Source organism: Micromonospora carbonacea (assembly GCF_014205165.1).
GTDB classification, from domain to species: Bacteria; Actinomycetota; Actinomycetes; order Mycobacteriales; family Micromonosporaceae; genus Micromonospora; species Micromonospora carbonacea.
Map to the genome: position 1 here is coordinate 7501101 of NZ_JACHMZ010000001.1, position 21400 is coordinate 7522500.

Annotated in this window: 19 protein-coding genes (1 of these 19 running past the window's edge); 4 read left to right on the forward strand and 15 right to left on the reverse strand. The window is 76.6% G+C overall.

What is annotated here, in order from left to right; genetic code table 11:
• From HDA31_RS31610 to HDA31_RS33290, 9 genes are read right to left on the reverse strand one after another with little or no spacing between them, the layout of a single operon-like run.
• On the reverse strand, window positions 1-372 hold the full coding sequence (locus tag HDA31_RS31610; RefSeq protein ID WP_178066725.1) for a PAAR domain-containing protein: 372 nt from the start codon (window positions 370-372) through the stop codon (window positions 1-3).
• Between the two features lie 14 nt (window positions 373-386).
• Window positions 387-2150 (reverse strand): VgrG-related protein, encoded by a 1764-nt coding sequence (locus HDA31_RS31615; RefSeq protein WP_178066724.1) that lies wholly within the window; start codon window positions 2148-2150, stop codon window positions 387-389.
• Entirely contained in the window at window positions 2137-2868 is a 732-nt protein-coding gene (locus HDA31_RS31620; protein WP_178066723.1) for a CIS tube protein, read from the reverse strand. The genes HDA31_RS31615 and HDA31_RS31620 overlap by 14 nt, the downstream gene beginning before the upstream one ends.
• Window positions 2865-3296, reverse strand: coding sequence for a phage tail protein (locus HDA31_RS31625; RefSeq protein ID WP_178066722.1), 432 nt, complete (start codon window positions 3294-3296; stop codon window positions 2865-2867). The genes HDA31_RS31620 and HDA31_RS31625 overlap by 4 nt, the downstream gene beginning before the upstream one ends.
• Before the next feature lie 36 nt (window positions 3297-3332).
• Window positions 3333-6437, reverse strand: coding sequence for a hypothetical protein (locus HDA31_RS31630; protein WP_178066721.1), 3105 nt, complete (start codon window positions 6435-6437; stop codon window positions 3333-3335).
• A gap of 6 nt (window positions 6438-6443) precedes the next feature.
• The gene (locus tag HDA31_RS31635; RefSeq protein WP_176734857.1) at window positions 6444-6602 is read right to left on the reverse strand and encodes a DUF6760 family protein; all 159 of its coding nucleotides are present in this window, start codon (window positions 6600-6602) and stop codon (window positions 6444-6446) included.
• Window positions 6599-7075, reverse strand: a complete 477-nt coding sequence (locus tag HDA31_RS31640; RefSeq protein ID WP_074474899.1) for a hypothetical protein — start codon at window positions 7073-7075, stop codon at window positions 6599-6601. The genes HDA31_RS31635 and HDA31_RS31640 overlap by 4 nt, the downstream gene beginning before the upstream one ends.
• Window positions 7072-7512 carry a phage tail protein gene (locus HDA31_RS31645; RefSeq protein ID WP_043960741.1) on the reverse strand — a complete coding sequence of 147 codons (441 nt, stop codon included), beginning with the start codon at window positions 7510-7512 and terminating at the stop codon, window positions 7072-7074. The genes HDA31_RS31640 and HDA31_RS31645 overlap by 4 nt, the downstream gene beginning before the upstream one ends.
• Before the next feature lie 30 nt (window positions 7513-7542).
• On the reverse strand, window positions 7543-9096 hold the full coding sequence (locus tag HDA31_RS33290; protein ID WP_178066720.1) for a phage tail sheath family protein: 1554 nt from the start codon (window positions 9094-9096) through the stop codon (window positions 7543-7545).
• A 255-nt stretch (window positions 9097-9351) separates the two neighbouring features.
• Here HDA31_RS33290 and HDA31_RS31655 point away from each other — a divergent pair, with 255 nt between their 5' ends.
• Window positions 9352-10752 carry a hypothetical protein gene (locus HDA31_RS31655; protein ID WP_178066719.1) on the forward strand — a complete coding sequence of 467 codons (1401 nt, stop codon included), beginning with the start codon at window positions 9352-9354 and terminating at the stop codon, window positions 10750-10752.
• A 53-nt stretch (window positions 10753-10805) separates the two neighbouring features.
• Window positions 10806-11405, forward strand: coding sequence for an eCIS core domain-containing protein (locus HDA31_RS31660; RefSeq protein WP_178066718.1), 600 nt, complete (start codon window positions 10806-10808; stop codon window positions 11403-11405).
• A gap of 83 nt (window positions 11406-11488) precedes the next feature.
• Here the strand turns inward: HDA31_RS31660 and HDA31_RS31665 are convergent, their stop codons facing one another.
• From HDA31_RS31665 to HDA31_RS31680, 4 genes are all read right to left on the reverse strand, one after another.
• Window positions 11489-13741 carry an ATP-binding protein gene (locus tag HDA31_RS31665; protein ID WP_246384196.1) on the reverse strand — a complete coding sequence of 751 codons (2253 nt, stop codon included), beginning with the start codon at window positions 13739-13741 and terminating at the stop codon, window positions 11489-11491.
• Window positions 13738-14475 (reverse strand): Pvc16 family protein, encoded by a 738-nt coding sequence (locus HDA31_RS31670; RefSeq protein ID WP_178066717.1) that lies wholly within the window; start codon window positions 14473-14475, stop codon window positions 13738-13740. The genes HDA31_RS31665 and HDA31_RS31670 overlap by 4 nt, the downstream gene beginning before the upstream one ends.
• Before the next feature lie 10 nt (window positions 14476-14485).
• Entirely contained in the window at window positions 14486-17554 is a 3069-nt protein-coding gene (locus HDA31_RS31675) for a DUF11 domain-containing protein (protein ID WP_178066716.1), read from the reverse strand.
• Between the two features lie 201 nt (window positions 17555-17755).
• Entirely contained in the window at window positions 17756-18376 is a 621-nt protein-coding gene (locus HDA31_RS31680; protein ID WP_074474905.1) for a helix-turn-helix transcriptional regulator, read from the reverse strand.
• Between the two features lie 167 nt (window positions 18377-18543).
• On the opposite strand from HDA31_RS31680, the gene HDA31_RS31685 reads away from it, so the two are divergent.
• The gene (locus HDA31_RS31685; protein ID WP_178066715.1) at window positions 18544-19851 is read left to right on the forward strand and encodes a COG1470 family protein; all 1308 of its coding nucleotides are present in this window, start codon (window positions 18544-18546) and stop codon (window positions 19849-19851) included.
• 38 nt (window positions 19852-19889) lie between these two features.
• Here HDA31_RS31685 and trpS read toward each other — a convergent pair whose 3' ends face one another.
• Complete coding sequence (gene trpS, locus HDA31_RS31690) at window positions 19890-20948, reverse strand: tryptophan--tRNA ligase (RefSeq protein WP_178066714.1); 1059 nt, start codon at window positions 20946-20948, stop codon at window positions 19890-19892.
• A gap of 96 nt (window positions 20949-21044) precedes the next feature.
• Window positions 21045-21227: a hypothetical protein gene (locus HDA31_RS31695; protein ID WP_074474909.1), complete on the reverse strand. Its 183-nt coding sequence runs from the start codon at window positions 21225-21227 to the stop codon at window positions 21045-21047.
• 93 nt (window positions 21228-21320) lie between these two features.
• On the opposite strand from HDA31_RS31695, the gene HDA31_RS31700 reads away from it, so the two are divergent.
• On the forward strand, window positions 21321-21400 hold the 5' portion of the coding sequence (locus HDA31_RS31700; RefSeq protein WP_074474910.1) for an SCO4848 family membrane protein. Its footprint extends 175 nt past the window's final position; only the first 80 of its 255 coding nucleotides appear in the window; the start codon lies at window positions 21321-21323; its stop codon lies beyond the right edge, outside the window.

Genomic DNA, 21400 nt, shown 5'->3' on the forward strand with positions numbered 1-21400 from the left:
TCACCCGCCGATCAGCACGGTCGTCGCCCCGGTGCTCACCACGGCCTTGCAGGTGGTGGCGTCGCCGCGCCGGGCCGCCTGGTGTCCGCCGATCAGCACCCGGCGCAGCGGCGGCGGCACCGCCGGCACGATCCGGTTGGTCAGCAGGAGCACGGCGTGCTGCGGTGGCTTCTCGCAGACGCAGACCGTGCCGACCACGGCGGCCGGCTTGCCGGCGATGAGCACGCTGGACACCCCGAGCAGCGGGGCGCCGGGCGTGCCCGGCGGCAGGGCCTGCCCGCCCGGCGGCCCGATGGTCCCCGTGGGCGGCCCCGGGGTGACCCCGGTGGCCAGGTGGCTGATCTTGTCACCGATGCGCGCGGCCGGCGGCATGAGCGTCCCTCCGGTCAGTTGAGCTTCACGAGTGGTGCCTGGATGTCGACCTGGGTGCCGCCGTCGATGCTCACCGACCGGCCCTTCAGGGTCAGCTCGCCCGCCCCGGCGTCGAGGGTGATGCCCCGCCCCTTCACCGTGACCTGCTGCCGGGCCTCGATCTCCACGCTGCCGTCGCTGTGCACCACCACGGCCGTGCGCCGGTCGTCGAGGTGCACGGTCAGCCGGTCCCGGGCCGTGGTCAGCCGGATCCCGCGCGGGCCGGAGGGCAGCGCCGACTCCAGGAACTCGATCCGGTCCCCGCGGCGCGAGGCCAGCGAGCGCCGGTTGATCCGCCCCGACGAGCCGTCCACCAGCGCGCCCTCGTGCACCGACGGCTTGTCCACCCCGTTGTAGAGCCCCCCGATGACGTACGGGCGGTCCAGCAACCCCTGCTCGAAGCCCACGAGGACCTCGTCGTTGACCTCCGGGCAGAACACCCCGCCCCCGCCGACGCCGCCGAGCTGCACCGTACGCACCCAGTCCGTCTCGTAGTCCGGCGCGTCGGTCAGCCACGGGAAGCGCAGCCGCACCCAGCCCTGGCCGACCCGCTCGGGGTGCCGGCGGTCCACGTCGGCCTTGGTGTTGGTGACGATCGCGACGGCCAGCCCCGGGATCCGGGCCGCCCGCGCGGGGGCGGTGGCCCCCGTGGTCAGGCCCCACGTCGACCGGTCCTGCCGGCCGCTGACCGTCAGCCACGTCTCGTAGAGCTGGGCGGGGCCGAAGACGTGCCGGCTCGCCGTGATCGTGTACTTCCCCTCGAACGGGGCACCCACCTGCTGCAACGACAGCGGCACCCCGGCCCGCAGCCGGGGGTTGCCCCGGATCCCCACCTCCAGCTCCGCGAAGGCCGCCGTCACGTCGGCCGCCACCGCCCCGGCCACCGCCCGCGTCTCGGCCGCCGTCCGGTAGGGCACGTCCGCCACGCAGAGCCGGGCCGTGCCGAACGGCTGGGCCACCTTCGCCGGGGTGGTGCCGATCTGCACCTCGTCGCTGGCGTCGGTGGCGACCTCCGTGCGCACCGGCCGCTTCGCCCGCACGTCCCAGCCGCGCACCGTCACCCCGGCCACCTGACCCACGGAGGTGACGGTGGAGCGCACCGACAGCAGGTTCTCGTTCATCTCCACCACGAACGGGCTCTGCTCGGCGGTGATCCCCGCCCCCGGCGCGGCGGCGGCCCGCACCGAGCGGCGGAAGAAGAACCGGCCGTCGACGACCACCACCTCCGCGTCGTTGTCGACCGCGAGCATCTTGAGGAACTCCCAGTCGTCGACGTTTGGCTGGGTGACCGTCTCGTACACGGTGGGGGTGGGGTCGACCCGGCCCACCGGGATCCCGGCGGCGGCGGCGACCTCCCGGGCGATGTCGGAGGCCTTGCGGTTGACGAAGCTGCGCACCCGCTGCCCCCGCATCAGCCGGTGCGACAGGTCCAGGGCCCGGACGGTGGTGAAGGTGCCGACCCCGTCGTACTCCGACTCCAGCGTCACCACCTCCCCGGCGAACAGCGGCAGCGGGGCGGCGTCGCGGCCGGTGCGGACCCGGACGGTCAGGTCCGTGCCGATGGTCACCCCGTTGTCCCGCAGGAACCGGCTCTGCTGGTCGCGGAAGCGCAGGGTCGCGGTGGCGGCCAGGTTCGTGCTGTCCTCCACCACCGCCGACACCAGCCGGTCGGCCCAGGCCCGGGGCAGCGCGCCGGGCAGGCCCACCACCAGGTTGTTGGTGTGGTCACCGCTGGACATCGAAGCCCTCCCCGGTACGCAGTTCCTCCGGCGCGGGCAGCAGGAGCTGACGGCCGGGGCGCAGCCGGACCGGGTCGTCGATGTCGTTGGCCTCCGCGATGACCCGCCACGCGGTCGGGTCGCCGTACTCGCGGTGGGCCAGCAGCTCCAGGGAGTCCCCGGCGACCAGCCGGTGCACCCGGCGGGCGGTGCGGCTGCCCGACGTCGGGTTCTGCCCCGGGGTGGAGCCGCTGACCTCGTTGAGCGTCAGCGAGCAGGTCGCCCGCAGCGGGGTGCCGTCCGGGTCGAACAGGCTGTAGGTGGCGTTGACCTGGCTGACGTACGAGTAGAACGACACCGTCTGGAACTGCCCCCAGGCGAACTTCACCCACGGTGGGGACGGCGCCTTCGCCGCGATGCTCGCCTTGGTCGGCACGCAGCAGGTGAGCAGGGCGTCGACCCGGTCCTGGACGGTGCGGGAGTGGGTGTCCGTGGCGTCGAGGAAGACCTCCAGGCTCAGCGTCCGGGGCCCGGAGCCGCTGAACTCGGCGACCCCGACGTCCGCCGCCCCGCGTACCACGTGCGGGATCCAGTTGGCCGACTTGGTCAGCGCGAGCTGCTGCGGGTTGAACATGAAGGTGATCGGCCCGCCGAGGGCCCCGCCCGGCTGGTTCCCGCCCGAGGTGGGCGGCTGGTACCGCTGCAGGTTCGCCGCCACCTTCCCGGCCCGTGATCTCATCCGCCGACCTCCAGGAAGCCGTGGTACGCCAGCTCGATGCTCTCGCTGGCCACCTCCGAGCGGTTCGGGTCGAACGACGGCCCGGACCACCGCACCAGGACCACGTCGGCCAGGCCCCACTGCACCAGCATCGCCAGGTCGGGCCGGAGCGCCGCGATCTGCGCGGTGCCCCGGCGCACCCCGCTGGGCAGTTGCGCGAGATAGCTGGAGACCTTGGCGGTGTCCCGGGTCAGCGGGCGGGTCAGGGTGACGTTGGAGTAGCGCAGCCGCGACGGCAGCTGCCAGACGAACTCGTTGTTGCCGCCCTCCTGGTACTGCTCCAGCTCGACCTCACAGCCGAGCCCGTCGCAGCCGCTCCAGTTGCCCAGGTCGATGCCGTCGATCTGGAGCCGGAAGTGGACGCTCGTCCCCGGGTCGTCACCGGCCATCGCCGTCCCCCCTCTCGTGCTGATCCGTGCGCCGGCTCATCGGGTGCCGTCCCGCCACCGGCCGGTCCGTTCCCGGGCGGCCCGCAGGTCGGCCCGGACCAGTCGGCCCACCGGCTCGACGAGGCGGTGGGCCAGGGCGTCCAGGTGCCGCCGGTCGAAGCCCCGCAGCAGGGTTTCCGGGTCCAGCCCGGGGTCCCGCTCCGGGGCGGTCCCGGCGGTCCCGGTCCCGGCGGTCGCGGTGGCCCCGGTGGTTCCCGTGGTCCCGGTGGCGGTCCGCCGCTGGACGACCCCGGCGGCCGGCGGGGCGGCCCGCCGCGCGGGCCCGTCGTCCTCCGCCCGGCTCCCGGTGCCGGGCGTCGTCCCGGTGCCGGTCGCCGCGTCCGGTCGGGCCGTGGCCCGCTGGAGGACCGCCGGTGCGCCGCCGGAGGGGCCGTTCACCGTGGTCGTCCGCCGCGCCGGGCCCGTGGCGTCGTCCGGTCCGCCGGCCGCCGCCGGGCCCGCCGCCCGCCGCGTCGGCAGCGGTACGCCCGCGAAGCCGGCCGGCCGCCGCGACGTGCCCGGCGACCCGTGCGGTGCCGGGGTGGCCGGCCCGGCGAGGAGGAGCACGGGAGCCGAGCCCCGCCCGGCGCTCGATCCACCGCCCGCCTGTGCGCCCGGCCCTCCCGGCCTGGCCCGGTCGTCGGGCCCGGTCCCGCCGGACCCGACCGGGCCGGGCCCGCCCGGTGTCCGACCGCCCCCGGCCCCGGCCGACCCGCCCCCGCCGGCCGGTCCCGGCCGGTGCCGACCGGCTCGGGCCGGATTCCCCCCGCCGTGCCGTCCGTCGGCCGTGACCGCCGGACGGGGCGTGCCGCCCGTGCCGGCCCGGGGGGACCGCTGGACGGCGACCGGGCCGCCGGACGACGGTCCCGCCCCGCCGGACGACGGTCCCGCCCCGCCGGACGACGGTCCCGCCCCGCCGGACGGCCCTGCGGAGGCCGGGCCGGGGTCGTCCGCGCCGCGCGTTCGCCAGGTCACCGGCACCCCGGCCCGCGCGCCGGCCGGGGCCGCAACGGCTGGCTCCGGTGCCCCGGTCACCAGGGACAGCCCGCGTTCGGCCAGCAACGGGGCCCGGCGCGGGACGGCCGCGCCCCGTGCAGGGGAGGCGGGCGGCGCGTCCTGGGCAGCGGGGGCGGGCGGTGGGTCCTGCGGAGCCCGGGCCGTCGGCGCGGCGCGGGGCCGGGCCGGCGCGGGCGGCGGTGCGTCCTGCGGGGCGAACCCGGCGGGCGGCGCGATGCCGGCCGGCGACACGTCCTGCGGTGGCGGGGTGGGCGGCACGGCGCGGGCGGCGGCACCCGGGCCGGAGCTGCCGGCCGGGGCGACCGCCGTCGGCGGGCCGGCTGCCGCCCCGGGCAGGTGCGCGGGCCGCCACCGGAGCCGCTGCACCACCGGCCGCGACGAGGCCCCGGCGGCACCCCCGGCCGCGCCGGCGAGCGGGGGCCGGACCGGCGCACGCGGCGGTCGGGGCAGGGCGCGGCCCGGGTCGTCTCCCGTGGCGCGACGCGGGCCGGCCGTCGGGGCCGGCGACGGTCGGGCACCCTCCGGGCGCGCGCCGGAGCGGGCCGGCGGGGTCGGGCGTACCACCGGGGGTGGACCGTCTGCGGGCAGCGACGGCCCCAGGCCCGCGCGAACGGGCCGGCGCTCCCCGGGGTCGGCCGATCGACGCTGATCGCCGCCCGGCGGGGCGTCCGGGCCGGCGCTCGGGGCGGCCGGCTCCCGGGCGGCCGGCGTGCGCTGCACCGTCGGCGGGGGGCCGGAGGGCTCCCGGCCCGTCCGGCTGCCGGCGGTGGCACCGGGGACGGCCGGCCGCCCGGCCGCGCTGGGCCGGGCGGTCTCGGGCAGCGCGGGCAGCGGTTCGCCGAGGCCCAGCCGGCCGGCACGGCGCACCGGCGGCGGCCCGCCGTGTCCCCGAGGGGCTCCACCGGGGACGGCGGGCGGCACCGGCCCGCCGCCCGGGGCGTCCGACGGTAGGTCGCTGGCGGGTGGAGCCGTGGCACCCGGTCGGCTGGACGGCGCGCTGCCGGCGGCACCGCCGGGCGGCGGGCCGGTGCGCTGGGCGGCGTCGGCGTCGGCGTCGGCGGGTGCGGGGTCGGGGGCGGCCGGAACGGTGCGGGTCCGGCCGCCGGTCGGTGCGGCGGGGCCGGCGGGGCGCGGCTCGGCGGCCGATGGGCCACGGCCCGTCGGAGGGGGGACGGCGGTCGCCGGCGCGGACGGCGCGGCCCGCTGGATCGTGACCGGCGGACGGGCCGGCACGGCGGGGCGCGGCGTGCCGGCCAGCCTGCGGAGCGGGCCCGGCGACGGCGCGCTGACCAGCGCCCCCGCCCGTGCCGCCGACGCGGTCGCGGACGGCTTTGGGGCCGCCGCCAGCGGCAGGCCCGTAGCGTCCGCCGGTGCCGTAGCGTCCGCCGGTGCCGTAGCGTCCGCCGGTGCCGTAGCGTCCGCCGGTGCCGCAGCGTCCGCCGGTGCCGCAGCCGGCTGCGGGGCCGGGGCCAGGGGTGGGGCCGCCGCCAAGGTCGGGGCCGACGCCGAGGCCGGCACCGGGGGCCGGGCCGCCGAGGGCGCGGCCGTTGCCGGCTGCGGTGCCAGCGTCACGGGCGGGCCCGGCGCACGCGGCGGCACGGTCGGCGCGTCGCCGCCGCCGGGGGCCGGCTCGGCGGCCGGGCGGCCCGCACCCGGGTCGCCGGCGGGGAGACCGGCGACCCTCCGCTGGACGGCGGGCAGGTGCGGAGCCGGCCGCCCGGCGTCCGGCCGGGCCGGGCGGGGCCGGGCCAGGTCGTGCACGACCCCGAGCGGCGCCTGGTCGCTGACCAGGTGGTCGAGCGGCGTACGCAGGGTCGGGTCGCGGTAGGTGGCGAGCCGGTCGGTGAACCGGGGCAGGTCGGCGACCTGGAGCGGCCCCGTGGACACCGCCCGCCGCAGCGGCGGCAGCGCCCGCCACCCGGGATCACCGGTAGCACCGGTATCGGCGGTGGCGGTGGTGGTGGGCGGCGGCGTCGGGCCCGTCGGCCCGGCCGGGGCGGAGGACGGGCGGGCGTCGGAGGCGGGGCCCGCCACCCGGGCGCGGGTGCCGGCGGCCAGCCGCCGCATCCTGTCGCGTAGCCCCATCACGCCTCACTGACCTTCGTTCATCCGGGTGTTGATGCGGGCGATCTCCGCCACGTACCGGGCCCGCTCGGCGTGGGTGAGGTCGAGGATCTCGGTACGCGGCCAGTGGAAGTGGTAGGCGACGTACGAGACCTCCTCGTGGAGCCGGTCGGCCCCGTACGTCACGATTCCCCCGGGCGACCACCGGCCAGGTCCACCTCGAAGACCGACTCGCACGCGGGGCAGGTGACCTCGGCGAGGGTGTGCCCCTCGGCGTTGATCCGCCGGTACAGGTCCTGGAGGAACGCCAGGTCGGAGGCGAAGAGGCGTTCGACGACCTCCGCCCGCACCTGGGTGATCGTGCCCAACCGGGTGATCACCAGGCTGAGCAGCACGATCGACAGGTACGCCGGGTTCTGCTTGACCCGCAGGTCCACCAGGGGCGCCAGCTCGTCGCGGGCGGTCGCCAGCCGCATGCTGCCGTCCCGGTGCACGGTGCCGTCCTCGTCGACGTACCCCCGGGGCAGTTGGAAGGTGAACTCCGTCTGGAGCCGGACGGGCGCGGCCGGCGCGACCACCGGCGCGGCGGCCTCCTGCGGGCCGGCGGCCGGGTCGACGAGGGTGTCGAGGCCCCCGGCCGAGACACCACGGCGTCTCATTGCGCGCTGATCTCCTCGTAGACCACGGTGACCTTCTCGGTCGCCGCCGTCGGGTCGCCGGCCTTCAGCCCTGGCCCCTCCCACTTGCTCACCCAGGCGTTGGACAGGTCGAAGCGCCGCGTCTCGGACTTGTCGGCGTTGTTGAGGATGATGCTGATGTTCTGCCGGGCCGCCTCCACCGCGCCCTTCAGGAACGTCTCCTTGATCCAGTCGGTGAAGGCGCTGCTCTTGTCGAGCCCCCGGGTGATGGTGACCTCGCCGGCCTTCCGGGCTCCCGGGATCTTCCGGATGATCAGCTCGCCGGTGGCGGTGACCGACTTGACCTCGATCGAGTCCAGCTCGACGGTCAGGCCGCTGACCTCCTGCACCAGCTCCACCTGGATGCCGCCCAGCTCCACCTGGAAGCTGTGCACGATAAGGGTGTCACCACTGGCCATCGTGGCCGCCTTTCGTCAGGGTTGGCCCGGTCAGTCGCTGACCAGGCTGGTGCTGTCGGAGAACTGCGCCAGCCGGAAGACGACGAACTCGGCGGGCTTGACCGGGCAGATGCCGATCTCGCACACCACCTGGCCCCGGTCGATCACCTCCGGGGGGTTGGTCTCCTGGTCGCACTTGACGTAGAAGGCCTCGGCGGCCGTCGCCCCGAACAGGGCGCCCCGCCGCCACTCCTCGGTGAGGAAGGCGGTGATGTTGCGCCGGATCGTGCCCCACAGCCGCTGGTCGTTCGGCTCGAACACCACCCACTGCGTGCCGAGGAGGATGGACTCCTCGACGTAGTTGAACAGCCGCCGGACGTTGATGTAGCGCCACGCCGGGTCGGAGGAGAGCGTGCGCGCGCCCCAGACCCGGACGCCGCGCCCGGGGAACGCCCGGATGCAGTTGACCCCGATCGGGTTGAGCAGGTCCTGCTCGCCCTTGGTGACGTTGTTCTGCAGGTCGACCACGCCCCGGACCACCTCGTTGGCGGGGGCCTTGTGCACGCCCCGCTCGGTGTCGTTGCGCGACCAGAGGCCGGCGAGGTGCCCGCTCGGCGGCAGGAACACGGCCCGGCCGGTGCTCGGGTCGAACACCTTCACCCAGGGGTAGTAGAGGGCCGCGTACCGGGAGTCGTAGCCGGCCTCGTCCTGCCGCCAGGCGCGCACCTGCTGGGCGGTCAGCTCCGGCGGCGGGTCGAGCAGGGCCATCCGGTCGCCCATCTGCTCGCAGTGCGAGATCAGGGCGAGCTGGGCGGCCTTGACCGCCTCCAGGTCGACGACCCCCTGCTGGTACGCACCCATCAGGTCCGGCGCGGCGACCATGGTGATCTCGTCGATGGCCTCCAGCCCGGCCAGGCCGGTGCGGGAGTCGACGTCCCCGGCGAACTCGCCGGCGGTGAGGGCGGCCGGCACGGCGTCGCCGGGGGCGGTGGCCGGGGCCAGGGCGACGGTCTGGTTGGCGGGCCGGGCCAGCCCGTTGGCCGGGCCGACCTCCTCCATGGTGATCAGGTGGGACCGCTCGCGGACCTGGCTGACCACCGAGGTCTTGCTGTTGCGCCGGAACGAGCCGTCGTACTCCTCGGCCACCTGGCCGTCCCGGTGCACGACGAGCCGGAACCGGTCCTCGCCGGCCCCCTCGCCCTCGACGTCGGCGACCTCCACGGTGATCTCGCCGCCGCCGCCGGTCGGGAGGGCGGCGACCCGGAACGTGCCGAGCGCCGACGGCTCCCCGGCGGGCAGCGCCTTCTGCCCGCCCCGGCCGCCGGTCGTCCGGCCGGTCGACGGGTCGCCGATCCGCACGACGTAGCAGACGCCCCCGCCGTTGGCGAAGTACCCGTACACCGCGTGCGCCAGGTAGGCGCCCTCGACCATCCCGCCGAAGAGCTGGACGTACTGGCTCCAGTTGGTGACCAGGGTCGGCGCGTGGAAGGGCCCCTTCTCGGCGAATCCCAGGAAGGCGGTGACCGCGGTCCCGACGCCCTCGATGGGACGCGAACCGCTCTGCACCTCCTCCACGTACACGCCCGGGGACAGGTACGTCGGCATGCAAGCTCCTCTGCCAGGTCGGCGGACGCTGGCCAGCCTGCTCGGCCGGGGAACCGGCGGGAAGGTCCCTACGGGCTACGCGGGGGCAGAGTCCCGCACCGCAGGGGCACCCCGTTGCCCCGCCCAGGGGCGCGGGCCGTCTTCCTGGCCGCGTGGTCCTCCCCGGGCGTCCGGAAGCTCTCGTACGCTGAGCCCGCGCTCGCCACCGGACGTCCGCGTACCACTCGGACCCGCGTCACGAGGAGGTGCCAGCACATGCGCCGTCACCGCACCGAGCTGACGCCGGGGCCCGAGGAACACCGGCGGCCGGGCCCGCCCCCGTCCCCCGACAGCCGGCGCGACGAGGCCACGATGCCGGGGCGGGACGCCCCCGGAAACGACCCGGCGCAGGTCGTCGCGTTGCAGCGGACGGTGGGAAACCGCGCGGTGGGCCGGTCGATTGGGTGGGACCAGCACGAGCACGGCGCGGGGTGCGGGCACGTCACACCGACGGGCACAGAGGCCCGGCGCGGGGCGGACGGCGGCGACCGGCACGCCCTGGCGCACGAGCTGACCCACGCCGTCCAGCAGCGGCTCGGCAGCCCGGTGGCGGGCCGCGACGACGCGCCGACCCCGATCCAGCGGTACCTCACCGTCGCCCCCGGGGCGGCCGAGTACCCGCAGCTCGGCACCGCGGAATCGGACACCCCGAACCCGAACTTCTTCCCCGCCCAGGTGCCCGTCGACGACAGCTACGTGGGGCCGGACGGCTCGCTGCACGTCGAATACCTGGGGCAGGCGCCCCTGCGGATCTCGGACAAGCTCGACCTGGCCATCGAGGACACCGGAGGCTCCTGGCGGCAGGCCAAGACCTTCTTCGCCACCGAGCGGCGCATAGCCGAGGCCAACGCCAATCTGAAGGGGCGGGTCCGGTTCGAGGCCGGCAGCGACTACCTGGAGCTGCGGCGGACCCGGCGGTTCCTCAAGGTCAAGATCGGCGAGCAGGAGCAGACCCTCTGGCAGGTCGAGCCGGTTCGCTACTCGGTCGGGGGAGTGGAGATGGGCCGGGGCCTCGATGTTCGGCTCGCCCAGCGGTGCAACGAGATGGCCACGGCGGTGACCAATCGACAGGGCCTGGCCGTCGAGGGGGAGGAGCGCTACTTCGACGCCATCGCCCGGCTCCTCGGTGCGCTGACCCCGACGTCGGCAGCCGCGTACCGGCAGCAGGTGCAGGCGGCCAAAGCCGCGGCGAGCAGGGACGCCAGCGCCGCGAACGTGAGCGCCCTCTCGGCTGTGTACGCCGCCCAGATCGGCGCCGTGATGGACCTCCGGGCCGACGAACGCTTCCCGGACCTGGTCAGCCGCTTCGGTCTGAACGCGTTCACCCCGCCGCCGCAGATCGGCGACGTCCTCATGATCAAGTCTTTGGAGCGGGACGCCAGCTCGGGCGAGTTGGACTTCCACTTCGCGGGCGTCGTCGCCCGTAGCGGGACCGACTACGTCACGATGGAGAACTTCGCCCGGCACGAGAGCACCGCCACACTCAGCTCCGGCGACCCACAGTGGTACTTCCAGATGTACGGCACAGCCGACCCCGAGCAGAGCTTTCACCGCGAGTGGGACTGGGAGGGCCGGTTTCCCGGCCGTTTCACCCTCACCATCCGCCTCGGCGGCTAGGCCAGCGGCTCGATACGGTCCCGCCGCCGACTGCGACGAGGAAGGTCCCCGACATGCACCGCATCCGGCCCGGCCAGGACTCCGACGCGCGGGAGCAGCAGCCGGCCCGCCCCGCCCCACCGGCTACCCGGCACACCGGCGCGCCCGCACCGGCCGGCGGGACCGGCCCGGAGGAACTCGCCGGCCTGCAACGGACGATGGGCAACCGGGCGGTGGCCCGGCTGATCGAGCAGGATCGGCACGGGCACGCCCCCGGCTGCGGCCACGACGCCCCCGCCGTCCAGCGTTCCACCGCCCACGAGGTGCTGCGCGGCGGAGGCCGTCCACTGGACGAGACGACCCGGGTCGACATGGAGGGCCGGCTCGGGGCGGACTTCTCCGACGTGCGGGTCCACGACGACGCGGCAGCGCGCACGTCGGCGGCGGAGCTGGGCGCGCGGGCGTACACCTCCGGCAACCATGTGGTGCTCGGCGAGGGCGGCGCCGACCGGCACACCCTGGCACACGAGCTGACCCACGTCATCCAGCAGCGACTGGGCCCGGTCGCGGGCACCGACGACGGCACCGGGCTGCGGGTCAGCGACCCCGGCGACCGGTTCGAACGAGAGGCTGAGGCGACCGCGTCCCGGGTGCTGGCGGACGGGACCACCTAGCCGGGTGGGCGTCCCCGCGCACCTGACCACCAGCGAACGGAGGGCTGACGGGGCCGCCGGGGGACCCGGCCGCACGGCACCCGTCAGGCCCGGCGGGGCCGCACGCCGTTTCGGGGCGCGGCCGGCAGGACCAGCCGGCCCAGCTTGCGATACTCGCGTTGGGCGGCGGCCGTCACCATCGCCATCGTCACCGGGCCGCCCGCCGCGGCGGCCAGGTAGCCGGCGCTGACCGCGCAGGCCCGGATGCCGCCCCCGCTCAGCTCGAAGTCCAGGGCGCACCGGTCCAGGTCGACGTCGGCGGCCCGGGGCAGCTCGGTGCCGAGGCAGCGGTCCCACAACGCCCGCCGCTGCGTCACGTCCGGCACCGGGAAGTCGACGATCACGTCGAGCCGGCGCAGGAACGCCTCGTCCAGGTTGGCCCGCAGGTTCGTGGTCAGCACGGCCACCCCGTCGAACGACTCCATCCGCTGCAACAGGTACGCGCTCTCCAGGTTGGCGTACCGGTCGTGCGCGTCGCTGACCTCGGAACGCTTCCCGAAGATCGCGTCCGCCTCGTCGAACAGGAGCAGCCCGTTGACCCCGGCCGCCTCGGTGAAGATCCGCTCCAGGTTCTTCTCGGTCTGGCCGACGTACTTGTCGACCACCGTGGACAGGTCCACCACGTACAGGTCGAGCCCCAGGTCGGCGGCGACCACCTCGGCCGACATCGTCTTGCCCGTGCCGGAGTCCCCGGCGAACAGGGCGGTCACCCCGCGCCCCCGGCCCCCGCCGGGGCGCAGCCGCCACCCGCCCAGCACCTGCTCCCGGTGCCGCACCCGCAGCGCCAGCTCGGCGAGCTGCTCCCGGACCGGGGCGGGTAGGACCAGGTCGTCCCAGCCGACGGCGGGCTCCACCCGCCGGGCCAGCCGCTCCAGCGCCGCCGCGTTCTGCGAGCGCACCCCCGCCCGCACGTGCCGCGCGGCGACCCGGTCGACGCCGTCGAGGACCGCGTGCTGCGCCGCCGCGACCGCCGCCCGCCGCACCTGGCCGGGTGTCAGCACGTACGCGGCCAGTTCCCGCTCCGGGTCGACGTCGGTGGCCACCCTCACCGGCCGCCCGGCCAACGCGTCCCGCCACAGCCGGGCCCGTTCCGGCGCGCCGACCGGGGCGGCGGTCACCAGCAGCGGGGACTCCTCGGCCCAGTCCGGATCCCAGCGCAACCGGCCCGTGAGCAGCACCGGCACGGGCAGCGCCGTGAGCCGGCGCAGGAGCCGGACGTGGGCCGGGCCCGCCGCCGGGTCCAGGGCGTCGACCGGGCCGGCGACGAGTCCCGCCCGGCGCAGCCGGGCCTCCCGGACCACGGCGGCGAGGGACTCCGGCGGCGTCGGGTTGCCGCCCAGCGCGTCGAGGTCGAGGAGCAGGACCGACCAGCCGGCGGCGGCGAGGGCGGCGCAGGCCAGCCCCTCGGCCGTCCCGCCGGGCTCCTCCCGCAGGTAGGCCAGCCGGTCACCGGCGCGGATCGCCGCCGCCAACCCGCCGACGGCCGACCGACCCCGCCCCGGCTCCGGGCCCGGCCCGTCGGGCGCGACCCCGGGCGGCCGGCGGAGCAGGCCGTCGACCCGCCCGTCGGCGGCGTCCGAGCCGAGCAGGTGACCGGTGACCCGGTCGGGGACCCGCAGGGTGCGGGTCAGGAAGGGCCGGTCGGCCTCCTCGACCAGGAGCAGGCCCCCGGCCACCAGCGGCCCGTCGGGGGTGAGCCGCGCCCGCCCCGGCCCGGCGACGGGGGCCACGCCGCAGAGCGACAGGGCCAGCCCGGTCGTCGCCCGGGGGCGGGTCACGTCGTCGTTGAGGTAGCCGTAGAGCTTCTCGTAGCGCCGGTCCAGGTCGGGCAGGAGCGCGATCAGCAGCAGCTCGACGTCCAGCGGGGCCAGCGCGAAGTCCGCCGCCAGCTCCGCCAGCGGCACCCGCGCGCCCGCCGCCCGGGCCCGACCGGCCCACCGGTCGGCGGCCGCCACCGCCTCGGCGGCGATCTCGTCGGGGGCGGGCGGGGCGGGACCGTCCACGAGCCGCCAGGCGTCGTCGTCGGAGACGCGCAGCCCGCGCAGCGGGTCGTCCGGGGCCGGGTCGGTCGCCCGCGCGGCCTGCACGGCCCGCCGGACCCGCTGCTCCGCCAGGAACAACCGGGCCCGCAGGTACGCGGTGCCGGGCGGCTCGGCGCGTGCCGCCTCCGGCCCGGCAAGCGAGGGGCCGGCGGTCGGCGCGTCGCTCACCGGGTCACCGGAGCCGCGTCGGGCATCCGCGTCGCTCACCGGGTCGTCGGAGCCGCGTCGGGCATCCGCGTCGACGGTGGCGGTCACCGGCGGTCGCCCCGGATCGGCCCGCCGGTGCCCTCCCGGCGCTGCCGCTCGGCGGCGGTGCCCCGCGCCCGGCGTACCCCGACGGGGGTGACGCCGTCGGCGGGATCCGGGTAGCGCAGCCGCCGGGCCTCGACCTCCGCGGCCCGCCCCGCCGGCCCGCCACCGGCCCGGTCCCCGGCGCGCAGCCGGAGGCCGTCGGTGACGGGCTGGGCAGCGAAGGTCGCGGACGCCGCGATCGGCGTGGTCACCACCAGGTCCAGCGACGGCTTCAGCGAACCCCCGAGGGCCGACCAGATGTCGGCCAGCCCCCGGTCCCGCGACGGCGGCACCGCGACGCTCATCGGCACGGTCAGGCCCAGCGCGGCCAGCCCGCCGACCAGCCGGGACGGCGGCAGCACGTCGTGCACGACCAGCCCGGCCAGCAGCACCGACAGCAGCCGGTGCTCGTCCTGCGGCTGCGCCGTCCACGCCGTCACCAGGTACGACAGGGCGAAGTACCGGGGCGGGCGGTGCTCCGCGACGACCGCGCCGGCGGAGTCGTACTCCTCGACCCGACCCTCCCGGCGGTGGGTCAGCTCCTCGCGGACGTCGTAGAGGAACAGGTTCACCGTCGGGGCGTTGCGCCGGGCCTCCCACTCCCGGGTCGGCGCGTCGAAGGCGAGCAGCACGTCGGTGCCGGCGAGCATCTCGTCGGTCAGCAGCGCGTGCAGCGCCTCGTCCACCTCGTGGATCATCGTCGTCCCCTCACCAGCCGCGGAACAGCAGGCCGGGCGGCTGCTGGGCGGGCAGGATCACCCGGAAGTCGGCGCGGACGGTGCCGAAACCCGGGCCGGTGGCCAGGATCCGGCGGGGCCCGAGCTGGTCGCGCGGCACCACCAGCAGCTGCGCGGCGAACGTGCCGTCGGCCGCCGGCACGGCCGGGTTCGCCGCCGAGGTCAGGCCGACGTCCCAGGCCAGCCGCACCGGCACGCCGGGCGGGAAGTCGGTGCCCCGCACGGAGGTGACGAAGCCGGGCGGCCCGATGGCCGGCACGGCGACGATCCGGGGTCGCAGCACCCGCAGCGGCGCCTGGGCGGTGTCGTCGAGACCGCCGTCGGCGGCCACCGTGCCGCGCACCGTCGTCGCCGTCGCCTCGTCCGGGGCCAGCACGAACTCCAGGGACCGGCCGGCGCCCGGGGCGAGGTCGGGGACCGGGCAGGAGGTCGCGGTGCACCCCGCCGGCCGGGTGCGCACCGGCACCCCGGCCGGCAGGGCGGGGGTGATCCGGACCCCGGTCGCCGGCAGGCCGCCGGTGTTGCGGACCGTGTAGGTCACCGTGACCGTCCCACCCACGTACGCCGGGACGGGGTCGACCGTGACCGTGATGTCGAGGCCCGCCGGCGGGGGGCCGGTGGGCGGCGGGCCCGTCGGCGTCGGCGTGGCCGTCGGGGTCGGCGTCGGGGTGGCCGGGGGCGGGGTGGTCGTCGGCGGCGGGACCGGGACGACCGTCACCGGCACCGACGCCGTGTTGTCCGAGGGCCGGGCGTCGGCCGTCCAGCCCCCCACCGTCCACTCCAGCGGGTACGTCCCGGCGGTCACCCCGGTCAGCTCCACGCGGACCCGCACCGTGTTGCCCAGCCCGACCGGGCCCAGGTCGCAGCCCGGCGGGGCGAGCTGGCAGGAGCCCACCTCCGGTGCCAGCGCGGTGACCCGGACCCCGGCGGGCACCCGCAGGTCGAGGCGGACGTTCGCCGCCGGGGTCGGCCCCCGGTCGGTCACCGTCAGCGTCAGCGTGGTGCGCTCGCCGACCCGCACCGGTGCCGGCGGTTGCTCGACGGCCGTGGCCAGGTCCACCGACCGCTGCCAGGTCGGCTTGCGGTGCCGGCCGGGGAACTCCCAGGTCAGCCCGTCGAAGACGGCGGTGTCGAAGTCGTACGTCTTGACGTACTCGGGGCTGGCCGGCTCGGTGTACCGGCGCGAGTTGAGGGCGAGCCGGTGCCCGTCCGGCGACCAGGCGACGTCGCGCGGCCGGTGCGGCCCGTCCGGCGGAGCGACCAGCGGGCCGGCGCAGTCCACCCCGGGGGTCTGCGGCGCGAGCACCTGGCAGTCGTCGCCGTCGGTGCCGGTGACGACCAGCCCGTCGGGGCCCCGGCCGAACGCGATCCGGCCGCCGTCCGGGGAGAAGCTCGGGCCGTAGTCCGCCCCGACACACCCGGGGCAGCCGGCGTCGGTCAGGTCCCGCTGCCCGCTGCCGTCGCGGGCGTCGACCGTCCAGACGTGGCTGTCGGCGGCCGCCCCCTCCGGCTGCCCGCGCACCAGGGCCAGCCTCGACCCGTCCGGCGACCAGGCCGGCTGGCTGTCGGAGCGGTCCGGGTCGCCGCCCGACCCGACGGTGAGCAGGTGCTCCCCGGTGGTCACGTTTGCCACCACCACCCGGCTGGGCCCGCCCGGCCCGGCGAGCGCGTACGCGACGCGGGTGCCGTCCGGCGACCACGCCGGGTCGGTCTCGATGTCGGTGTCCCCGCGACCGGCGAGGGGAAGCAACCGGGGATCGCCGCCGTCGGCGTCGACGATCCAGAGGCGGGACACCCGGTTGCCGCCCACGGTCTCGAACCGGTTCACCACGATCCGCCGGCCGTCCGGCGAGTAGTCGGGGCGGGCCGTCCACGGGTCGCCGTCGACGGGCCGCCACAGCAGGTCCGGGTCCGTCGCCGCCCCCGGGTCCTCCCGCAGCACGGTCAGCCCGAGGTCACGGGGGTCGGTGGCGTCGGGGCGGACGTCCTGCAACGTCACCGTGTACCGGTCCGGCGCGCTCGTCCGGCTGACCACCAGCACCGGCGTGCCCGCACCCGGCGGGACGTACCAGGCGGGGTCGCCGACGAGGCGGTCCTCGGCGAGGCGGAGCACCGCCTCGCACGGGCACCAGTCGGGGCGCGGCACCCCCGTGTAGACCAGGTCGGCCGCCCCCCGCGTGCCGTCGGTGGTGGTGCGACTCAGGAACGCCAGGGTCGTCCCGTCCGGCGACCAGCTCGGCTGGTGGCTGTCCCACGACGGGGCGAGCAGCAGCCGGTCGTCGCCCCCGACGGTGTTGATCAGGTGGATCTGCCGGGCGTCCGGGTCCTGCGGCGCGGCCGTGTACGCGATCCGGTCGTGCGTCGGGTCCGGGTCCCACGCCGGCTCCCCGGCCCCCTCCGGCCGGGCGGTCAGCGCGGTCACCGGCCCGCCGTCCACCGACGCCCGGTGCACCTGCGGCACGCCCGCGTCGTCGCGCCGCTCGAACGCCAGCGTCGTGCCGTCGGGTGACCAGGTGGGCCGGCGGTTGTCGTTGGTGCCGTCGGTGACCTGCCGCAGCCCGGTGCCGTCGACGCCGACCACGAAGATGTCGTGCCAGCTCCCCACGCCCTCCCGGGTCTGCTCGAAGGCGACCCGGGTGCCGTCCGGCGACACCGCCGGCGAGCCGGCCACCTGCGCCGGGTCGTCGACCAGGCAGGTCGGCTCCTCCGCGCCGCGGCGCACCCAGAGCTGGGCCAGCTCCGACGCGCGCCGGCTGACCCAGACGACCACGTCGCCCGTGGCGGACACCTCGTCGTCGAAGTGCGCCGGCCCGCCGCCGAACAGCGGCGGCGCGGTCGCCTCCGCCCCGGTGCCGGAGACCACGCCGATGCTGCGGTGCCCGGTGCCCAGGTAGGCCACCCGCAGGTCGGTGACCGGCGGCAGGTCCGCCGGCTCGGCGTACGACGCCCGGTCGGGCGGGACGGCCAGCGCCCACGCGCCCAGCAAGGCGGCGACCGCCGTCGCGGCGGCGACGAGGGGGGACCTTCGGGTGGGACGCAATCGACACCTCGACGGGAGACGGCGGGCGGCCACGTCGCGCACGGCCCAGAGGGCCATCGTGGCCGCCCGCCACCGCCGGGCACAGGGCCCGCCGGCCAGGGACGGGGGCAGAACCGCCGCCGGTACGGGCAACGCCCGCCGCACCGGCGGCCCCGGTCCCCCGCCCGGCCGGCCCCCGACGCGGCTCGGACCCCGGCGCGCTCAGATCAGGTCGTGCCGCAGCGCGTACGCCACCGCGTGCGCCCGGTTGCGCAGGTGCAGCCGGGTCGTCATGCCGTGCACCACGTTCTTCACCGTCCGCTCCGAGTACGACAGCTTCGCCGCGATCTCCCGCGTCTCGAACCCGTCGGCGACCAGCCGCAGCACGTCCACCTCCCGCGAGCTGAGCCCGCCCAGGCTCAACCCGCGCGGGTCGAGGACCTCCCGCTGGAGCCGGCGCATCTGGTTCAGCAGCCGGCCGAGCAGGTCGGCGGGGACGCTCCCCTCGCCCCGCGCCGCCGACAGGATCACCTCGACCAGGCGGCCGGCGGACGCCTCGCCGCGGCGTACCACCCCCACCACCCCGCACTCGACGGCGGCCGACAGCTGGGCGTCGTCGATGGTGGCCGGCACCAGCACCAGCCGGTTCTGCTCCCGGCGCAGCCGCCGCAGGACCTGCGCCACCGGCGGGGTCAGGCTGTCCACGACGACCAGGGTCACCGCCGCGTCGGCGGCCTCCGCCTGGGCCAGGACCCTGACCTCGGGACGACCGGTGAGCTGGCCCGTCACCCCCGTCCACGAGATCGGATCGGTCGCGTGCACGTAGACCGGTATCCGCTGCATCCTCGCCTCCTCTCCCCGTGCCGACGGTCCGCGCGCCGCCGGCACGGCGAGTATGGGTGCGCTGTCTTTGCGTGTACTTAACGTCGCCCGGCGGGCAGCGACCTCTGCCCGTCGTCGTACCCCGATGGCCCCTGACAGGCCCCAGTGGCGCTCCTACGCTCCAGCAGATGCGCGCATCGGCGAATCTGGCCAGCACCTCCGTGAGCGTCGCCCCCGGCGGCGAGGTCGAGGTCCCGGTCACCGTGCGGAACGCCGGTGACACGGTCGAGGCGTACCGGTTCGAGGTCCTCGGCGTGCCGGACGAGTGGGTGACCGTGCAGCCGCCCACCCTCAACCTCTACCCGGCGGGCTCGGACACCGTCACCGTCACCTTCCGCCCGCCCCGCTCCGCCCGGGTGGACGCCGGCGACCGGCCCTTCGGCGTCCGGGTGATCCCCGCCGAATACCCCGACTCCGCCGTGGTGGAGGAGGGCGTCCTCACCGTCGAGCCGTTCACCGAGCTGGCCGCGCAGGTGCAGCCGCCGTCGCGCAGCGGGCTGCGCGGGGCCCGCTACCGCATCGACACCGACAACCTCGGCAACCTGACCGAGCAGGTCGGCCTCGTCGCCGCCGAGGGCACCGACCAGGTGACGTTCGCGCTGCCCGCCGAGCCGGTCACCGTGCCCAACGGCACCCGCGCCGAGACCCCGCTGCGGGTACGCGCCCGCCGGCTGCTGTGGTGGGGCGCACCGAAGGAGTACCCGTTCGCCGTCGAGCTGCGCGCCTCGGACGGCCGGGCCCGTGGCCTCGACGCCGTCTTCGTCCAGCGCCCGGTCATCTCAGCCGGGCTGCTGAAGCTGCTGGCGGCCCTGCTCGCGCTGCTCCTGGCGCTGCTGGCCCTCTGGTTCGGGCTGCTGCGCCCGCAGGTGGAGACCGCCGCCCGGGAGGCGGTGGAGGCGGAGCAGGCCCGGCAGGTCGCGCGGGGCGAGCCGGTGCCCAGCGCCGCACCGAACCCGGCCCCGACGACGGCCCCGCCCGGCGGCGGGACCCCGGGCGACGGCAGCACCGACGACGGCGGCACCGACGGCGGCGGGACCGGCGGCCCCGCCGGCGCCGGGGGCGCGGGCGGCGAGCAGTTCTCCGTCGCCGTCACCTTCCGCACCAGCCCGAACGGCTCGGCGGAGCGCGGCTACACCGTCCCGGCCGGGAAGACGTTCCTGCTCACCGACTTCCTGGTCGACAACGTGCAGGGCGACGAGGGCACGCTGACGGTCACCGCGAACCAGGTGCGGGTGGTCACCTACGCCCTGGAGAACTTCCGCAACCAGGACTACCACTCCGTCACCCCGATCCGGATACCCGCCCGGGGCCGGGTGACCCTCACGGTCGTCTGCCGCCGCCCCGGCACCCCCGCCAACGCCCCCCGCGCCACCACCTGCCGCGAGTCGCTCTACCTCAACGGCATCCTCAGGGACAACCCCGACCCGGAGGACTGACCGCCGCGCTCTCCGACGCTCCCGGCGTACCCGACGGGTCAGGTCCGGGTGCCCGCGGCCCGGCGGGCGCGCTCGGCCCGCCGCCGCACCTGCTGGTACGCCCCCGTGAGCCCCATCGCCCGGCGGACCTCGGCCAGGGTGCGCCGCACCTCGGCCCTGGTCCGCTCCGTGCCGTCGACGATGAGCTGGTCGACCAGGCCGGGTTCGGCCTCGATCCGGGCCCGCCGCTCGCGGATCGGGTCGAGGAACCGGTTCAGCGCCTCCGCGAGCTGCTCCTTGACCTCGACGTCGCCGACCCGCCCGGCCCGGTACCGCTCCTTCAGGTCCGCCACCTGCGCCCGGTCGGCGTTGAACACGTCGTGGTACGCGAACACCGGGTTCCCCTCCACCGTGCCCGGCACGTCCGCGCGCACCCGGTTCGGGTCGGTGTACATCCCCATGACCGCCCGGCGGACGGTGGCCGCGTCGGCGGAGAGCGAGATCGCGTTGCCCAGGCTCTTGCTCATCTTCCGCTGCCCGTCCGTGCCGACCAGCGACGGCGTCTCGGCGACGATCGTCTCCGGCACGGGGAAGACCTCCCCGTAGAGGTGGTTGAACCGGCGGGCGATCTCCCGGGTCACCTCGACGTGTGCCGCGTTGTCCTTCCCGACGGGCACCACCTGCCCCTTCACGCAGAGGATGTCGGCGGCCTGGAGGACGGGATAGCCGAGCAGCCCGTACGGCATCTCCTCCTTGCCGGCGGCCCGGGCCATGTCCTTGAGCGACGGCACCCGTTCCAGCCGGGGCACGGTCACCAGGTTCTGCAACAGGGTGTTCAGGTCGCCGACCTCGGGGATGGCCGACTGGAGGTAGAACGTGGCCCGCGCCGGGTCGACCCCGGCGGCGAGGACGTCGGTGACCATCTCCCGGGCGTTGCGGGACACCGCGGCGATGTCCTCGCGGGTGTTGCGGGTGGTCAGCATGTGCAGGTCGGCGATGATGAAGAAGCTCTCGTAGCGCTGGTGCAGGCGCACCCGGTTGGCGATGCTGCCGACGTAGTGGCCGAGGTGCAGCCGCCCGGTCGGGCGGTCACCGGTGAGCATGCGTGCGACGGACATGGCGATGTGCCTTTCGTGCCGTGGAAGCGGTGGGAGACGCGCGGGCGCGCGCCGACCTCGGGCGAAGGCCCGTCGGAGGTCGGTTGGATCGGCTCGTCAGATCAGGGAGCCGGTGCGCCATCGCCCGCCGGCGCGGAACCGCATTCCGCCGGCACGCAGGACGTCCAGGATGCGCTCGCGGCCGTCGCCGGAGCTGCCGGGTGGCACCGGAGCGGCACCCACGGGGAGACCGTCAACGGTGTCGACGCCCTCCAGCGTGCGGGTGCAGGGCCGGACCACGCCTCCACGATAGACCGCCGGGCCGCCGTCCGTGCGCCCCTCCCGGACCGAAACGGGGTACGCGGCGCGGGGTCGCTGGCATACTCGCGGACCATGGTGCTCTCGCGCGGCTGGGCGCTCTTCCTCGTCGGGGTCGGCGGGTGGACGTGGGTGATCTGGCCCCGGTTCGCCGT

Bases quoted from the DNA above. Each gene is read 5' to 3' on its own strand.
- HDA31_RS31610 (WP_178066725.1), bottom strand. From the start codon at position 372: ATGCCGCCGGCCGCGCGCATCGGTGACAAGATCAGCCACCTGGCCACC.
- HDA31_RS31615 (WP_178066724.1), bottom strand. From the start codon at position 2,150: ATGTCCAGCGGTGACCACACCAACAACCTGGTGGTGGGCCTGCCCGGC.
- HDA31_RS31620 (WP_178066723.1), bottom strand. From the start codon at position 2,868: ATGAGATCACGGGCCGGGAAGGTGGCGGCGAACCTGCAGCGGTACCAG.
- HDA31_RS31625 (WP_178066722.1), bottom strand. From the start codon at position 3,296: ATGGCCGGTGACGACCCGGGGACGAGCGTCCACTTCCGGCTCCAGATC.
- HDA31_RS31630 (WP_178066721.1), bottom strand. From the start codon at position 6,437: ATGGGGCTACGCGACAGGATGCGGCGGCTGGCCGCCGGCACCCGCGCC.
- HDA31_RS31640 (WP_074474899.1), bottom strand. From the start codon at position 7,075: ATGAGACGCCGTGGTGTCTCGGCCGGGGGCCTCGACACCCTCGTCGAC.
- HDA31_RS31645 (WP_043960741.1), bottom strand. From the start codon at position 7,512: ATGGCCAGTGGTGACACCCTTATCGTGCACAGCTTCCAGGTGGAGCTG.
- HDA31_RS33290 (WP_178066720.1), bottom strand. From the start codon at position 9,096: ATGCCGACGTACCTGTCCCCGGGCGTGTACGTGGAGGAGGTGCAGAGC.
- HDA31_RS31655 (WP_178066719.1), top strand. From the start codon at position 9,352: ATGCGCCGTCACCGCACCGAGCTGACGCCGGGGCCCGAGGAACACCGG.
- HDA31_RS31660 (WP_178066718.1), top strand. From the start codon at position 10,806: ATGCACCGCATCCGGCCCGGCCAGGACTCCGACGCGCGGGAGCAGCAG.
- HDA31_RS31670 (WP_178066717.1), bottom strand. From the start codon at position 14,475: ATGATCCACGAGGTGGACGAGGCGCTGCACGCGCTGCTGACCGACGAG.
- HDA31_RS31680 (WP_074474905.1), bottom strand. From the start codon at position 18,376: ATGCAGCGGATACCGGTCTACGTGCACGCGACCGATCCGATCTCGTGG.
- HDA31_RS31685 (WP_178066715.1), top strand. From the start codon at position 18,544: ATGCGCGCATCGGCGAATCTGGCCAGCACCTCCGTGAGCGTCGCCCCC.
- trpS (WP_178066714.1), bottom strand. From the start codon at position 20,948: ATGTCCGTCGCACGCATGCTCACCGGTGACCGCCCGACCGGGCGGCTG.